This is a genomic window from Amycolatopsis orientalis, from assembly GCF_000943515.2.
Taxonomy (GTDB): Bacteria; Actinomycetota; Actinomycetes; order Mycobacteriales; family Pseudonocardiaceae; genus Amycolatopsis; species Amycolatopsis orientalis.
The window spans coordinates 8,156,249-8,171,733 of sequence record NZ_CP016174.1; the positions used below are offsets into that span (position 1 = coordinate 8,156,249).

The window sequence follows — 15,485 nt, forward strand, 5'->3', positions numbered from 1 at the left end:
TCACCGACCCACTGCGTGGTCTGTGTCGCGGACTTCCTCGCGGACTTCGAGCCCGCGCGAGGGCCGGTACAGCACGAAGACCGGCTTGCCCGCGACGACTTCGGGATCGACGCGGCGAGGATGCGGCGTCGACGGCCCCGGTTGCACCGGCACGGCCCCCGAGTAGTCCGGTGTGGCGTAGCCGCCACCGGCGGAATTCATCCGCGACGGCACCACGACCGGCTCCGGCTCGTCGCTCCAACGCCTGTCCGCGACCGGTGAGGTGTCGACCCGGCGGCTCGGGACCTGGACAGGGCTCCGCCCACCGGAGGTGAACATGGAGTCGCCCGGGTTACCGGCGGACGGGTTGTACTGGCCGAAAACCGGTACGCCGCCACCACCGGCGGGAAGCGCGGGCATACCGCCGCCACCGCCGACCGCGCCCGGCCACGGCGCCCCGGACCAGGCCGCGGCGGGCCTGATCGCCCCGGAACCGTTGTCGAGCCGCTGGGAACTGGCGAAGATCGTCGCCTCGGGCCGGAACCGGCCGCCACCGACCGTCGCGCCGACCGGACCGCGGAGGTCACCGTCGACGACGTCGTCGGTGTCACGGACGTTCTGCCAGAACGCGTCCTGCGGTGTTGGCTCGTTGTTCTTCCTGCGGAAGCGGGAAAAGAGGCCGCCGCGGGGCGAGGGCACCGCACCGCCGACCATGCCGACGGACATCTCGACCATCTGCCACAGCCGCCGCACGGGACGGCCGACCATGAACAGCAGCACGGTGACGATGCCCGCCATGACCATCTGGGTGAGCATCGAAAGGCTGTTGCCCGCGTCGAAGATGGCCTGCAGCAACAACGAGTGGATGCCGGCGAGCACCGACAGCACGATCAGGTTGAACGCCACCGCGCCCGCGACCTTGAGCACCCGGCGCAGGATTTCGGGCTGCAACAACGCGACCAGGCCGATCAGGGGCGCGGTCAGCGTGAACACCCGGATCAGCACCTGCGCCAGCAGCACCGAAGCCTTGGCCAGCAACTGGAACAGCGAGTAGACGAGACTCTGGCCGAGGCCGAGGAAACCGGCGCCGGTCCGGCTGCCGTCCTCACCGGTGAAGTACCCGGTGGCGGGACCGAGCTTCGTCGAGATGTCCTTGTAGGCGGCCTTCTTACCGTCGACCACCGCCACATTGGCGTCATCGCCGTTGCGGATCTGCGCCCAGGTGAAGGCCTGCGCGTCCAGGAGCTTGCGGGCGTACTCCTTCGCCTGTGGTGAGTCGGGCGCGCCGAATTCGCCACGCTGCCAGTTCTTGTAGACGACCTCGTTGTGCAGGTTGGTCGGCAGGACGTGCCGCACGACCCGGTCCGAGGACTCGTCGACGAAGCCCGCCTGGATGTTCGTCGTGGTCTGGACGATCGCCCTGTCGATCGGGTCGTAGTACCTCAGCAAGGCCAGCGACGACGCCGCCAGCCACACCCCGGCCAAGCCGTACAACGCCTTTTTGCTGACAGCGGCCAGGTCGCCACGCCAGATGTTGCGGAACAACATGATGGACATGATCAGCGCGGCCAAGCCGAACAGCTGGGCGTAGATGTTGTTGTAGACCTTCTCTGCGCCGGCCTTCACCGCGTTGTAGATCGGGTTGAGCAGACCGCCTTCGAGCACGGTGTAGTGCAGCGAGTTCGTGGCACCGACGATGTTCTTGCCGATGTTGAACAGCTGGCCGCCCGCCCAGGTGTCGATCGTCGAATCCGGCGAGGTGATCCCGGCCATCGGGCCGCAGTCGGTCTCGAAGGTGTGCCAGACGAAGCCGGCGTAGCTGTAGTCGAGATAGGGACTTCCGGCCTCGCCATGTCCCTCGGCGGGATCGATGGCTCCGACCATGCCGGCGCCGGGTCGTTCCGGGTTCGGCGCTTCACCGCACGCCGCGGCCGACGCCGCCGGAGCGGTCGCCACGGCCTGCAGGCCCAGGATCAGCACGACGACGAACATGGTCGCGCGGCGGCTCGGCGTGGCCTTGCCCGGTCTCGGCCCCTCTTTGAGACGGCGGCGCAGCGCGTGCCAACCGGCGGCGAACGCGAGAACGCTCGCCAGCGTGATCACCGTGTTCATGCGGCATCCCTGCCGGTGCCACCCTTGCCGGCCCGCGCGTGCTCGCCTTTTCCTCCGTCACCATTGTGTCCATTTTGGACGGTGCCTTGCACTTCGCCCGTCTCGGCGGCCAGTGGGTCGGGCGCGCCGAGCATCTGCTCGTCGGTGAGGCCGACCTCGAGTTCGGCCGCCAGTTCGAGATCCTCTTCGAGTTCGAAGTCGTCTTCCTCCGGGGGCGACGCCACGAACTGCTTCTCCGCCGGAACGGCCAGTTCGTTGCCCGGCCGGGACGGTTTGGCGTCGGGCGAGCCCGGCGTGGTGTCCATGACCCGGCGCAGGTGTTCCAGGTGCGGGCCGGAGAAGTCGACGCGGATCCGCTCCACGCCACCGGCGCCGTCGCCGAAGATGAACTGGCGCGGCTCGACGTCGCGCTGGAGATCGCGGGACGAGCCGGGGCGGCGGCCCAGCGCGGCGACGACCTGTTCGTAGCCGACGCCGACCGGGACCTTCAGCAGGCGCAGCGCGTCGGCCTGGGCGTCGTCGTCGTCGAGACGGCCGACGAACACCGAGTCCAGCAGCGCCACGAAACCCTGGATCTTCAGGAAGTCCGCGGGGATCTGCGAGGACAGCAGCACCCGGACGTTCCACTTACGCGAGTCACGCGCGAAGCGGTTCATCAGCACGCGGCCTGTCGGGACCTCGGACAGGAAGAACGCCTCGTCGATCCAGACGCCCTTGCGCAGTTCCTTCGGCTTCTCGTACACCGACCGCTGCGTCAGCCACGCCGCGAGGTTCAACATCTCGACGCCGAGGGATTCCGCGTCCGTCCAGTATTCGCGCGGGACGCCGTCCTTGGGCAGGGTCAGCCCCGCCATGGTCAGCACGGTCATCCGGTCGTCACGGGTCTCGGCGTACGGGTCCGCGTCGGTCTCCGGGATGAGCAGCGCCATCCGCTCGCGCATCTCGTCGAGGAAGTCCGCGACGACGACGGCGTGCTCGTGGTGCTCGCTGGAGTCCCGGCGCAGCGCGTCGATGACCTGGCCGGGATCGGCTTCGAACCGGCCGCCGACCGCGCGGACGGCGCGCAGCAGCACGATCCGGGTCTGCGCCATCCGCGAGACCTCGTACGGCAGGACGCCGGTGAGGACGTCGAGCACGAGACGGCGTCGCGTCGCACCCGCGAGGGCCTTCTCCCGCCGCCAGGAGCGCTCGGGGTCGTCCTCGTCCATGAAGTGTTCGAGCTGCGGCTCGGCGACCACACGGTACGGGTTGAGGATGCCGGGCTGCGCGTTGAGCAGGTTGATGTTCCGCGCGTACGGCCGCAGTTCGGGCAGGTCGCACAACCGCGACAGCGGGCCCGACGGGTCGAGGATCGTCCAGTGCGCGCCCGCGCGGAGCGTCTTGTAGACGATGCCGCCGCCGAGGAACGACTTACCGCCACCGAGTCCGGCGACCATCGCGGTCAGCCCGGACCCGTCGCGGATCTCCTGCGCCATCCACGGGTCCCACGCCACCGGGCGCCGGGTCGCGGTCACCGTCTCGCCGAGCAGGATGCCGCGGCGGTCGCCCACCTCGGCCGTCGCCGTCGGCACCGCCGAGGACGCCCACACGACCGAACCGCGGCGCATGTACGCCGCCGAGGCCAGCGGCTCGCCGGGGATGAACTCCCTGGCCAGCGCGTACTGGGCTTCGGGATGTTCGACGGCGATCTTCGGCTTGTAGAGGTCGAGCAGCTGCTGGGCCAGGCGCAGCGCGTCGCGTTCGGTCGGCCCGGACACCGCCAGCCGCCACCACGAGCGCACGCGGGTGGCCAGCGCGGTGAAGCCCGACGTCATCTCGTCGTCGATCTCCAGCACCCGGCCCGCCTGCCGCGCCAGCGACTGCGGTGGCTCCAGTTCGTGCTCGTCGGTGTAGTGCTTGACCTGCGAGCGCACCTTGTTCATCTGGCGCTGCAGCTCACCGGCGACCTCCTCGGGGCGCCGGACGTAGATCCGCGCGGACACCTCGACGGCCGCGGGCAGCCTGTCCGCGTGCTGGATCCACGGGTCGTCGACCTCGGGGATCTGCAGGCCGTGCATCTGGCCGACGGTGAGGACGGCGAGATGCCGCGAGACCCCGGCGTTCGAGCCGGTGCGGCCGCGGACGGTGACCGTCGGCGCGTACGGCTCGGCGTGGAAGTCCGCCGCGTCGGTGAAGCTGGCGAGGTCTTCCGGCTCCCAGGCGGCGCCGGGGACCGCGGGCATGTTGCGCGGCGCGGGCAGCCCCAGCGAGCACGAGCGGTGCATCAGCCAGGACATCTCTTCGGCGTGGACCGGGCGGCCTTCGAGACCCGCCGAGCCGATCACCTGGTCGAGATGCTCGACCTCGGAGTCGAGCGCGGCCAGTTCGGCGTCGACGGCCTCCGGCAGGATCTTGCGCAGCACCGGGGCGGCGCTCTCGACCGCGCGGTCGATCATCCGCCGCGTCTGCACCTGGACGCCGAGATAGACCTCCTTCTCGGCCATCGAGCGGCCCATCAGCTGCTGCTGCTCGCCGATGAGGTAGTCGTCGAAGGACAGCGCGCCCGGGACATCCTGGGGACGGCCGACGGCGTTGTGGACGTGGGCCTCGGCCCACATCCGGATCGGATACGGCCGGTTGGTCACGCGCAGGTGCAGCCAGCGGCCCTGAAGCTCCGCGTACTGACCGGCGATGGCCGCGATCAGGTCGCGGCGCTGGGAGTCCGACCGGAACGACCAGCGCTGCGGCGCGAGCCGGTACCAGGCGTAGACCTCATAGCCGGTGCGCAACAGGTGCCCGTCGATGCTTCGCGCGGCGATCGACGGGGTATAGGTCGGTATGGCCGCCTCGCCGGGCAGCCGCCTCCCCTTGCCCGAAGCCTTTTTGGGCTGCGCGGAGCGAACCTGCTGGGGCGGGTTCCAGGCCCCTTGGTGCAGGTCACGATCACGTTTTCCTCGGCTTCCGCCGCGACCGAACAACGACTACCTCCCGGCCTGAGCCGCAGGGCGGCTCCGACGCGCTCGTGGTGTTCCCTGAGCTCCGGCGCCGCCGCCGTAGCCGTGGTGCTGGTATTGCCGTCTCCTGCGGTGCTTCGGCAGCGGGCGGGTCGCCCGCACCCGGACACGGGAGGCGCTGGCCGCGCCCCCTGTGCCCGTGGTCCGTTCTCTAGGTGTGTTGAGCTCTTTCGCCGCCATCGCGGCCACGGCGCCCAGCGGACGCTCGTGGCTGATCTTGGCCGTGATCAATCTGGTGATCACGATTGTGGCGACGAAAGCCCAGGCGGTCGAGAAGAACCCGAAGCTCCAGCCCGCCCACCGTTCGACGGTGAGCACGAGCAGGAAGACCGGGATACCGACGAGCCACGCGACGTAGCGGGCTCTCCAGGGAAAAGTCGCTTTCGGCGGGCCGAGCCACACGGCATCGACCCGGTAAACCTCGTCATCGGTGCGGATACGCAACGCGAGCCCTGCCTCAGCCCGTGAAGAGGCCGGCGATCCACTGGCCCACGTTGACTCCGGCACCGCTCACCGCGAGGCCGATGATCGCCAGCGCGATCACGACACCGGCGAGACGGCGCATGACACCGGCGTTGTCCCCTTTGCCACCGCCCAGCCACAGCAGAAGGAGCGCGACGGCCAGCAGCACCAGTGGGATGATGTTGTCGATCAGCCAGGTGCGGACGTTGCCGGTGCCGAGCTCGCCGGCGGCCAGCGTGTCGAGGGTGGTCAAGGTCATCATCGCATTACTCCCGGTGCGCGGAGAGGGGGTTCGCGCGGTTCTGGCTCGGTGGTGCTTCGAACATCATGGCGTCACGAGGGGTAGTGGTCAAAGCGCGCTCTGTAGATATCGATTTGTCCACTGATCACAGAGCGAGGCACAGCACCACGACCATCCTCGGTCTCCATCATCGTTGCAAGGGTCGTCTGGATTAACCCCGGCCACCCGTATTTCGCAGTGTGCTGACGAACTCACCCGGTTGCGAGGTTCCTGTTCACTGTGAGTACGGGCCGGCCGAGGAGAATCCGGCCGCGACCAGTGTGACATGACTCGTTCGGTGGCTTCTTCCGAGTCCGCTGGGTGAGCTCGCCTTTGACAAAAATCATGGGTGCCGATCAAGGGAAAGTCACACTTCCGTTACCCAACGCGAAATCGGGCCGGGCATTTTCACTACATAGCGTGATTACCGGCGGCTCGAGAACACATTCGCGGGAAAAGCCCCCGCTTCGACGGCCCGACGGCTCAAAGGTCCGCACAGTTCGTGAAGGCGTTTCGTCTTCTCCTCGCCGAGGCGCTGCCAGGGTCCGGCCGAAGCCGCGTTGGTGGCGGCTTCGATCTGCTCGCGGAGATCGTTCCCGGCCTCGGTCAGGCCGCCGTCGGCGTCGAGAAGACCCTTCTCGCGGAGGGCGTCGGCCGCGGCGTTCCACTGCTCGTCGCTCCAGCCCCGGGACGACTTGGCCGCCTCGGCGAGGAAGCCCTTTCCGGTGGCGGTGTGCGAGACGAGGGCGCTGAGCCCGTCGAGGCCGTGGAGGACGAGCGCGGCGATGTGGCCGTCGCCGCGGTGCTCGCGCAGCAGGGTGATGGCATGCCAGAGGACGAGGTGCGGCTCGCTCGGCCAGTCGAGGTCGGCGTGCCCGGCGTAGAGCGGGCGGCCGTCGGCCTGGCAGCCCGCTGTCGCCTCGCGGGCGAGTTCGGCGGCTTCGGCGACCTCTTCGGAGTCCAGAACGTCCTTGCCGAGCAGCCGGGTCAGCGCCGCGTCGACGGCTTCGAACCGGGCCTCGATGATCCGGTCGGGGGACGCCAGCGTCCACGCGCGCGGGATGTGGCGGGCGACCAGTTCGGGGTTGAAGTTGTAGAAGGTGGCGGCGACGACCCCGGGGCTCACCGGGCCCATCGGCGCCGCGCGGCCCGCGAAGTAGGTCATGCGCCCCGGCCGGAGACCCGCGTCCGTGAGCGCGGCCTCCGTCTCGGGCGCGAAGTAAGTGAGGGAATGCAGTACATCGAACGTCCCGCGGAACCGTCCCGTGACCCGACTCGCTTCACCCATGTGGGCACCCTACCGGCAAGTAGACAGAGGGCGCAGCGGCCAAAGGGGCCGAGCTGGGGAGCAAGGGACCTTTGCTATCACTTCCCAGAAGCAAGTCCGTGAAGGCCTCCTTGAGGGACTCTGGGTCCCTCAAGGAGGCCTTCACGGACTTGCGTCCCAGGGAAGAAGTACGGACGAGCCGGCGTGTAAGCCGGATCCTGTCCTCGCTTCGCCTTGCGGCTCCGCGAGTGGCGGCCATCCATCTAGGCCCGCCGTCGCCGACGGGCTCGAGCGGCCTACCCGCAGGCTCGGACGGGCAGCCCTCGATCGCCTGCGCAGGAGCCTCGCGGCTCCCTCTTGGCCTTGCTCCGGGTGGGGTTTACCTAGCCGTCCTGGTCACCCAGCACGCTGGTGGTCTCTTACACCACCGTTTCACCCTTACCTCCGCCCGCGAAGCGCACGGAGGCGGTCTGTTTTCTGTGGCACTGTCCCGCGGGTCGCCCCGGGTTGCCGTTAACAACCACCCTGCCCTGTGGAGTCCGGACTTTCCTCGAACCGGTCTCCCGGCTCGCGGCCGCCCCGCCGACTCGTCCGTCGGCGAATCCTACTGCACGGGTGCGGGCAGGCAGTTCAGGTTGCGCTGCCCGTCGGGTTTGACGACGAACCACAGGTGGTCGGTGCCCTGCCCGGTCCACTCGCCGGGCCGCGCGTTGGCGAATTTGTAGAGCGGCCAGCCCGCCAACGTCACCTGCTTGACGCCTTCGGGTCGTTTGACGGTCCCGACGAGCGCCGGATCGATGCCGGTCACCCGCGGCGTGCCCGAGGTCGTGATCGGGATCCACACCGCGGCACAGTCGCCAAGACAAGCCGAGCGCGCCTTGTGCGGGTTGTCGCGTTCGAAGCGGAAGAGGACGGCGCCGGTGTCGTCGAGGACGGCCTGACCCATCTTCGTCATGTAGACGGCGGTCAGCTGCCTACCTGGCGGAGCCTCCGAAGTCGCCGGAGGAGGACTCGTGCCGGTTCGCCGGGGAGTGCTGGACGGCGGGACGCGCGGGCTGGGCAGGGCTTCGGTGACCGGAGCCCCGGCCGTCAGCGCCGCCTGATCCCCGGAATCAACCGCCTGCCACCACATCGCGGCGCCCACGACGAGCGCCGCGATGACGGCGAGCATGGTCAACCGCGATCGGCGCATCCGGCTTCTCCGTTTCTCCTGGGTGGTTGACGGGGTTCTGCTCCGCGATCTCGTTGGTCCAGTGGAGGACGGCGGACGGGCTGTCGAGGCCGACGACACCGACGAGGCGGCCCTTGCGGACGAAGCCGGTGACGGGTTTCTCGCCGCCGAGCGGTGAGGCGAGCGCGACGGTGTCGGTGCCGAGCTTGGGGATGCCGCCCGCCTGGATCCGCACTCCGTGCTGTTCGGACCAGAACCGCGGCACCGGTGCGAAGGGCCGCGAAGCCTGTGGCCCGGCGAGGAGGTTCTCCGCCGCCGCGCGGCCCATCTCGACGGCGTTGAGCCAGTGCTCGACCCGTCTCGGCGTTTCGTCGAACCGCAGGTTCGGCCACTGCGCGACGTCGCCGGCGGCGACGATGTTGCTCATCCCCAGCACGTGACAGGTCGGCGAGCAGACGACGCCGTCGTCGAGCGGCAGCTTGGAGCCCCGCAGCCACGAGATCGACGGCACCGTGCCGACGGCCACGACGACGCAGGAGACGTCGAGGATCCAGCCGTCGGAGGAATGCAGCCGCAGCCCCGCCGCCGTGGTCTGCCAGCTGTCGATGGACGCGCCGAGCGCGAGCCGTACCCCTCGCGACCGGTGCAGCGCCGAGAGTTTCTGTCCGATGTGCTTGCCGACGACCTCGCCGAGCAGGTTCGCCGACCGGCCGATGATGGTGACCTCCCGCCCGATCTCGCACAGGCTCGCGGCGACCTCGCAGCCGATGAAACCGCTGCCCAGCACCGCGACCGGCCCGCGGTCGGCGGCGAGGTTGTCGCGCAGCGCGGCGGCGTCGGCCAGCGTCCGGACGACGACCACACGCGGATGCCCATGCGGGATCCCGGACAGCCGCCGCGGTTCGACGCCGCTGGCGATGACGAGCCCGTCGTAAGGAAGTTCCTCCGCGCCGGGCAGATGGACGACCTGGCGGCCCGGCTGCAAATGCGTGGCCGGGGTGCTGAACCGCCATTCGGCGTCGATCTCGTCGAGCCGGGCCAGCATCATCTCGCCGGGATGCGTGGCACCGGTCAGCAGCTGCTTGGACAGCGCCGGCCGGTGATACGGCAGATCCGGCTCGTTGCCGACGATCACCAGTTCGCCGTCGAACCGCAGTTCCCGCAACCGTTCCGCGCACCGCAGCCCGGCGAGTCCGCCGCCGACCACGACGATCCGTTCGCTCATTGTCCCGCCCCTTGCAGTTGGATGGCTCGCATCGGACAAGCTCTGGCCGCGGCCTGGACCCGCGACACCTGTTTGGCGCCGGGTTTCCGGAGATACCGCAGCTGCCCGTCACGGGTGAGCTGGAAGACCTGCGGCGCTTCGGCCTGGCAGATCGCGTAGCGGTGGCATTTCTTGTCGTCGACGGAGATCCGGACCGGTTTGGCCCGGCCGGTGTCGCCGTCGAGCAGGCCGAGCCGGACCAGCGCCCGCGGCGGGAGCACCCGGAGCACGGTGAGTACGACGGCCGGGGTGAGCACGGTGATCCCGCCGAGCCACACCGTCGCGAGGCTGCCGTTCGCGACCGCGCCGAGCCAGGAGTGGATCGCCAGCAGGCCGACCGAGAAATAGCTGACCTGGTGGAAACGCTGCCAGCTGCGGTTGACCACGCTGCGGCGCAGCGCGGCGGTGACCGAGACCGCGACGAACAGTTCCAGCCCGACGACCCCGGCCGCGTGCCGCGCGAACCCGCCGCCCGCGAACGGGATCAGCAGCATGAAGAAACCGAAGGAATCGTCGTCGAGGAAGAGATAGGACAACCCGTGGACCACGCCGGTGGCGAGGGTGAACGCGGCGAGGACGATGTGGCCGCCGCGCAGTGCCTCGTGCCCGGTGCCCCGCCGGATCCAGCCGGTGGCGCTCAAGACGCCCCAAGCCAGCGTCAGGCACATCGTCACGTAGGCGAACCGGGCCGAGAGCGTGGCGATGTCCCGCACCCCGCTGTCGTGTGGCGACGGGGCCGGGATGACGGCGAGGAGCGAGGCGGTCATGCGCGCCTGCCCGGTGAGCCGAGCACCCGCACCAGGCCGAAGGTCGCGCCCCCGGCGAGGCCCGCCATGAGCACGCCGATCGCGATGTCGCCGCCGTCGAGTTCGTTGCCGCCGGTGGGCACGACCATCAGCGAGGTCGTCTCGGCGATACCGGTGCTTTCGAGCAGGGTCATATGCCGCATGACGGTGTCGACGGCCGTCTGGGCGAAGGACCGCATCGCGTCGTCGCGGGTGGCCGCCCGGACTTGGGAGGCGAGCCCGAAGATGCTCCCGTGCGCGGCGCGGGCGCGGTTGACGTAAACACGGTCGAAGTCGGCGCCGGCGGCACCGGTGACCTCCTCGACCCAGGACCGCTGTTCTTCGGTGGGTTCGCTGGGAAGTTCGACCCGGATCTTCGACGCGAGTTCGCGGACCTGGACGTCGAGCCGATCGTGGTCGTCCGCGAGTTTGCGGCCGACCTCGCGCACCCGCTGCCCGGTCCCGCGCTGTTCCGCCTGACGGCTGACCGGGCCTTCCCACAGACCGGCCTGCCGGACGCGGACGAGCAGTTCCCGATCATGGGCGTCGATTTCCGCGTGGGCATGGGCGGGCGTTCCCGCCCATATCGCCAGGCAGGCGATCACCACTCCGAGCAGTCGATAGATCATTTCACCCGTCCCCGTTCAGCAAAGTGCCTCACTGGGAGTACGGGAAACCGGAGCGGCCGGTTCGATCTCCACCAGGCAGGCCAGTGTGACGTGCATCACACGACACATTTAGAACCGTTTATCGCCGCCGTACGTACCGGGCAACTAATGGTAAATGAACCACTACTGCACATGGTCCACGGCGATAGTCTGCGCTACGGTGTACGGACTCGTGAAATCCTCCACCGCTGGGGAGGTTGCAAACTTTATGGAAGCACTGGGCAGAGGGTGCCGGTTCGGCCACGATCGCCAGGCCGCCGACATGCCCGACGATCCGTCCGGCGAGCTTATTTCGTTGCTGTACAAGGATTTTCGGGAGACTCTGTTCAGCCAGGTGATGTACCTGACCGGCCATGACCAACAGTGGACCGAGGATGTCGTCCAGGAGACGTTGATTCGCGCCTGGCAACATTCGGACACACTGAACCGCGAGCCGGGAATGCTGCGCGGCTGGCTGCTCACGGTCGCGAGGAGGATCGTGATCGACGGCTGGCGAAACCGGCGAGCCCGCCCGCAGGAGGTGGAGCTGGACAGTTCCGAAAACGCCGAAATAGCGGACCAGACGGATCAGTCACTGTCCGCGCTCGTCATTTCCGAAGCGCTACGATATCTGGACCGCAAATATCAGGCGGTCATCTACGAGACGTATCTGACCGGACATACCGTCCGGGAGGCGGCGGTGATATTGGGAATCCCGGAGGGAACGGTCAAATCACGGCTGTACGCGGCTATGAGGACATTGCGACGGTCGTTAGGAGAGCTGGGTTCGCGATGAGGAAGCGAAAGGTGAAACACACCGATGTCGCGGCCTATGTGCTCGGTGTGCTCGATCAAGCCGAGGCATACGCCTTCGAAAAGCACTTGAAGGACTGCGGACGGTGCGGGGCCCAGGTCGCGGAATTCACGTCGGTGGAGGGCGCGCTGGCGAAGGCCGATCTGCGCTACCTGTCCCCTGGTGCCAAGGGCGCTCGCCGTTCCGGGACCTTGGTCGTCCGGCGCTGCGGGCGGCCGTCCATGATCACGGCCAACCTCGTGGTGGTGCTCCTGGCGTGTGTGGTCGCGGCCTTGCTGTCGTCGCACCGGTCGTCCGGCCGGTACCGGCGGGCCTCCTCGGATCCGGACATCTTGTTCCCGGCTCCCCTCGACGACGGGCCGGCCGAGGACTCCGACCAGCGATTACTCCCACTACCGCTTCCGTTCCAGTAGTCTGCCGCAAGCCGACACGAAGGTCTCTACGGTGCATACCGAAGTAAATCCCGAGAGTCCCTTCGGCGGGCCTTCGGTACCGAAGCGCCGCGCCGCCGGGTTGCTGGGCCGCGACAGCGAACTGGCCACGATCACCGGGCTGTTCCGCGCCGCGCTTCACGGGCGCGCCACCAGCGCGGTGGTGGTCGGCGAGTTCGGGATGGGCAAGTCGTCGGTGCTCACAGCGGCGGGCGAGCTGGCGAAGGCGGCCGGGTTCACCGTCGCGATCGCCGCCGCGTCCCGGCTGGAGACACATCTGAGCGGCGGCGTCGGCCGTCAGCTCGTCGAGGGGCTCACCCACGCCCCCGCCGCACCCGGATCACCGCGGCCGCGGGCACCGCATGTGAGTGAGGTCCTGCCGGACCACCGGCCACGGGACGAACACGAGCAGACCGAGGCACTCGACGCCTTCTTCCGCATCGTCCGGGACGCCGCCGAACAAGGACCGGTCTTCCTCGGCGTCGACAACATCCACCTCGCCGACCCGTGGTCGATGCGCTGCCTCGCCTACATCCGGCACCGCGTGGAACACCTGCCGGTGATGATCGTGCTGACGTCGTTGATCGGGCATCTGCAGACCGGTGAGGTCGCGCTGCTGGAGATGGCGGGCTGCACCCCGGCGACGATCCGGCTGCGCGGGCTGAGTTCCCAGCACGTCGCCGAATTCCTCCGCGTCTCCCCCGGCCGGTTCCCCGAAGAATGCCGTGAGGTGACCGGCGGCAACCCCTTCCTGCTCGGCGCGCTGCGCCGACGCATGGTCCCCGGCATGGACCTCGAAACCGCGGGCTCGGCGATGATCGGCGAGATCCTGCGGGTCCGCATGCACGAGTACACGGCCGCGCCGAAAATGCTCGAAGCCGTCGCGATCCTCGGCGAGGACGCGAGTTTCGACCTGCTGGCGCAGCTCGCCGGCGTCGACGAGATCACCGCGCTGGAGGCCATCGACAAGATGGTGCGCGTACACCTGCTGAGCGACAGCCATCTGCCCGCGCTCACCTACCGGTTCGCCCGCAACTCGGTCCTCGCCGACATGCCGCTCGCCACCAGGGCGGTCAGTCACGCCAGAGCGGCGCGGCTCCTACACGAGGCCGGCGCCCCGCCCGAACGGGTCGCCGCGCATCTGCTGGAGGCGACCGCGGTCAGGGTCCCTTGGGCGATCGACATCCTGCGGCTCGCGGCGCGGCACTCGGTGGTCAACGGCGACCCGGAGCTGTCGGTCCGGTTCCTGCTGCGGGCACTGGAGGAACGGCTCAGCGAGCGCAAGCGGATGGCGATCCTGCTCCAGCTCGCGCACGCGGAGTTCCACTGCGACCCGGACCTGGCGCCCGCCAGGGTGCGCGAGGCCGTCGACCACATCGACGACCGCGAAACCGCGGCCTTCGTCGCGACGGCCATGATCCTTTCGCTGTGCTGCGGCCCGGACGCGCGGCTGGCGATCAACTCCGCCGGCCAGTTCGCCGCGCGGCTCGACGCGGGCGGGCCCGACGCCGTCTGGCCGCTGCTGTGCATGACCTACCTCGCCGAGGCGGGCAGCAGACTCGGGCCGCCGCCGGACTTCCGCGACTTCGAGCAGCAGTGGGCGCCACTGAACGACCCCGCCGCGCAGCAGAGCCGCTCGGGGCTGCTCGCGCTCGACACGGTGCGGAGCGGGAACTCTTCGGCGAACGCCGTCCGCCATTTCGGGGAGGCGCTGTCCGGCGAACAACCGGAACTGTTCGAGCAGCCCTACTTCTTCACGCTCGCGACGGCCGTGCTCGCCGACGAGGCCGCCCTCACCGACAAGCTCTGCCAGGTGCTCGACACCAAACGCCTGCCGTGGGACTTCCATGTGCCGAAGGGCGCCCTCGCCACGCTCGCCCGCGGGATCGCCCTGCAGGCGGGTGGCGACCTGGTGCGGGCGAGTGTCCACTACGAAACCCTGGTGCGGCAGTTCGACGAACGCGGCGCCACCAGCCGATGCCCGGTGGCCGTGCTGTGCGTGGCCAGGCTGATCGAGACCTCGGTCGACCTCGGCCGGTTCGACGTCGCGAACGCCCTGCTCGAAAAGCTCGATTTCGGGGCCACGCAAGCACTTTTCACGCACAACTACCTGCTCTACGCGCGCGGCAGACTCCGAGTGGCCACCGGCGAGCCCGAGCTCGGCTACGAGGATCTGCGCGGCTGCGGACGTCGTCTCGAACACCACGGCATGCGTTTTCCCGGGTTCGCGCCCTGGCGGGCGTATGCCGTCCGCGCCGCGCTGGAGCTCGGGCGCACCGATGCGGCGGCGCGGCTCGCGGAAGAGGATCTCGAAGCAGCGGAACGCTGGGGAGCGCCGAGAATCCTCGGCGGCGCGCTGACCACGGCTGGTCTTGTCCGCGACGACGACGAGGCCGAACGCCTGCTCACCAGGGCCGTCGACGTCCTCGGCGGATCGACCGCGAAACTGGCGCTGGCCGAGGCACTGATCGAACTCGGGGCGCTGCAGGCGCGGCACGGGCAGGGCGAGAAGGCGGTCGTCACGCTGCGGCGGGCCGCGCAGTCGAGCAGGCATTGCGGGGCGCGGCCGCTGGCGAGGCGGGCGGCCGAGGCGCTGCGGGTCGCCAGGACCAGCCTGACGATCGCGAAGGACAACGAACACGGCCTCACCAAACAGGAATACCGCGTCGCGGTGATGGCGTCGCAAGGTCTCACCAACCGCGAGATCGCCGAAGCGCTGCACCTGACCCGACGCACCGTCGAACTGCATTTGTCCGGGGCCTACCGGAAACTGGGGATCACCGGACGGACCGAGCTGAGTTCCGCGCTCGGCCGCTCCCGCGTTTAGTCCTCTGGATGCGGTATATGCGCGTGCGACTACCGCATCCAGAGGACTGAACGCGTGGTTTCACGGCAGGTAGACGACGACAGAGCTTTGGCAGCGCCTCGGAATACGCTGCCCGCCGTAATCCGAACTCGAAGATCCTGGGGGATCACATGCACCCTGTCGAACGGACGACGGCGCGAAGGTCACTCGGTCAGCGGATCGCGGTCACCGTCGCCTGCACGGCGGCGACGATCGCACCGTTGCTTGTCTCGGCGCCTTCCGCACAGGCCGGCGAAGTCCACTTCGCGGGCCCGTTCTGGAAGGAGTCGGTCTGCCTTGACGAGCAGCACACCTACGTCCGCTACTACCGGATCGTGAAGGCCTGCTACCGGCCCAACGGGACCTCGTGGGGCTTCGAATACACGGAACGGACCTGACGAAAGCGACGCAGGTCTCGTGAGTGGTAATGACGGT

At 69.0% G+C, this 15,485-nt stretch carries 13 protein-coding genes and 1 other RNA gene; 4 read left to right on the forward strand and 10 right to left on the reverse strand.

Translation table 11 applies throughout. The features are described 5' to 3' along the window. From SD37_RS35295 to SD37_RS35340, 10 genes are all read right to left on the reverse strand, one after another. The gene (locus SD37_RS35295) at nucleotides 1–2,091 is read right to left on the reverse strand and encodes a hypothetical protein (protein ID WP_044854725.1); all 2,091 of its coding nucleotides are present in this window, start codon (nucleotides 2,089–2,091) and stop codon (nucleotides 1–3) included. After that, nucleotides 2,088–5,048, reverse strand: coding sequence for an ATP-binding protein (locus SD37_RS35300; RefSeq protein WP_044854724.1), 2,961 nt, complete (start codon nucleotides 5,046–5,048; stop codon nucleotides 2,088–2,090). Before SD37_RS35300 ends, SD37_RS35295 begins: the two co-directional genes overlap by 4 nt. 3 nt (nucleotides 5,049–5,051) lie before the next feature. Further along, the gene (locus SD37_RS42285) at nucleotides 5,052–5,528 is read right to left on the reverse strand and encodes a hypothetical protein (RefSeq protein WP_081736522.1); all 477 of its coding nucleotides are present in this window, start codon (nucleotides 5,526–5,528) and stop codon (nucleotides 5,052–5,054) included. Between the two features lie 13 nt (nucleotides 5,529–5,541). Next, nucleotides 5,542–5,808, reverse strand: coding sequence for a hypothetical protein (locus SD37_RS35310; protein WP_005166545.1), 267 nt, complete (start codon nucleotides 5,806–5,808; stop codon nucleotides 5,542–5,544). Nucleotides 5,809–6,250: 442 nt separating this feature from the next. Then, the gene (locus tag SD37_RS35315; protein WP_044854723.1) at nucleotides 6,251–7,114 is read right to left on the reverse strand and encodes an SCO6745 family protein; all 864 of its coding nucleotides are present in this window, start codon (nucleotides 7,112–7,114) and stop codon (nucleotides 6,251–6,253) included. A gap of 170 nt (nucleotides 7,115–7,284) precedes the next feature. Beyond that, nucleotides 7,285–7,683: RNase P RNA component class A (gene rnpB, locus SD37_RS35320), an RNA gene on the reverse strand. A gap of 14 nt (nucleotides 7,684–7,697) precedes the next feature. Then, nucleotides 7,698–8,285 carry a COG4315 family predicted lipoprotein gene (locus SD37_RS35325; protein WP_236725195.1) on the reverse strand — a complete coding sequence of 196 codons (588 nt, stop codon included), beginning with the start codon at nucleotides 8,283–8,285 and terminating at the stop codon, nucleotides 7,698–7,700. Beyond that, nucleotides 8,206–9,489, reverse strand: a complete 1,284-nt coding sequence (locus tag SD37_RS35330; RefSeq protein ID WP_044854721.1) for an NAD(P)/FAD-dependent oxidoreductase — start codon at nucleotides 9,487–9,489, stop codon at nucleotides 8,206–8,208. Before SD37_RS35330 ends, SD37_RS35325 begins: the two co-directional genes overlap by 80 nt. Next, nucleotides 9,486–10,295, reverse strand: coding sequence for a 4Fe-4S domain-containing protein (locus SD37_RS35335; RefSeq protein WP_065913045.1), 810 nt, complete (start codon nucleotides 10,293–10,295; stop codon nucleotides 9,486–9,488). The genes SD37_RS35330 and SD37_RS35335 overlap by 4 nt, the downstream gene beginning before the upstream one ends. Beyond that, complete coding sequence (locus SD37_RS35340) at nucleotides 10,292–10,942, reverse strand: DUF4142 domain-containing protein (RefSeq protein WP_044854719.1); 651 nt, start codon at nucleotides 10,940–10,942, stop codon at nucleotides 10,292–10,294. The genes SD37_RS35335 and SD37_RS35340 overlap by 4 nt, the downstream gene beginning before the upstream one ends. Before the next feature lie 301 nt (nucleotides 10,943–11,243). Here SD37_RS35340 and SD37_RS35345 point away from each other — a divergent pair, with 301 nt between their 5' ends. The 4 genes from SD37_RS35345 to SD37_RS35360 all read left to right on the forward strand — a co-directional run bounded on the left by SD37_RS35345 (nucleotide 11,244) and on the right by SD37_RS35360 (nucleotide 15,448). Continuing rightward, a complete protein-coding gene (locus tag SD37_RS35345; protein WP_418189835.1) occupies nucleotides 11,244–11,756 on the forward strand; it encodes a sigma-70 family RNA polymerase sigma factor in 513 nt (170 codons plus the stop codon). 11 nt (nucleotides 11,757–11,767) lie between these two features. Next, nucleotides 11,768–12,187 carry a zf-HC2 domain-containing protein gene (locus SD37_RS35350; protein WP_236725196.1) on the forward strand — a complete coding sequence of 140 codons (420 nt, stop codon included), beginning with the start codon at nucleotides 11,768–11,770 and terminating at the stop codon, nucleotides 12,185–12,187. Between the two features lie 31 nt (nucleotides 12,188–12,218). Further along, the gene (locus SD37_RS35355; RefSeq protein WP_044854716.1) at nucleotides 12,219–15,032 is read left to right on the forward strand and encodes an AAA family ATPase; all 2,814 of its coding nucleotides are present in this window, start codon (nucleotides 12,219–12,221) and stop codon (nucleotides 15,030–15,032) included. A 149-nt stretch (nucleotides 15,033–15,181) separates the two neighbouring features. Then, on the forward strand, nucleotides 15,182–15,448 hold the full coding sequence (locus SD37_RS35360; RefSeq protein ID WP_044854715.1) for a hypothetical protein: 267 nt from the start codon (nucleotides 15,182–15,184) through the stop codon (nucleotides 15,446–15,448). Nucleotides 15,449–15,485 lie beyond the last annotated feature (37 nt).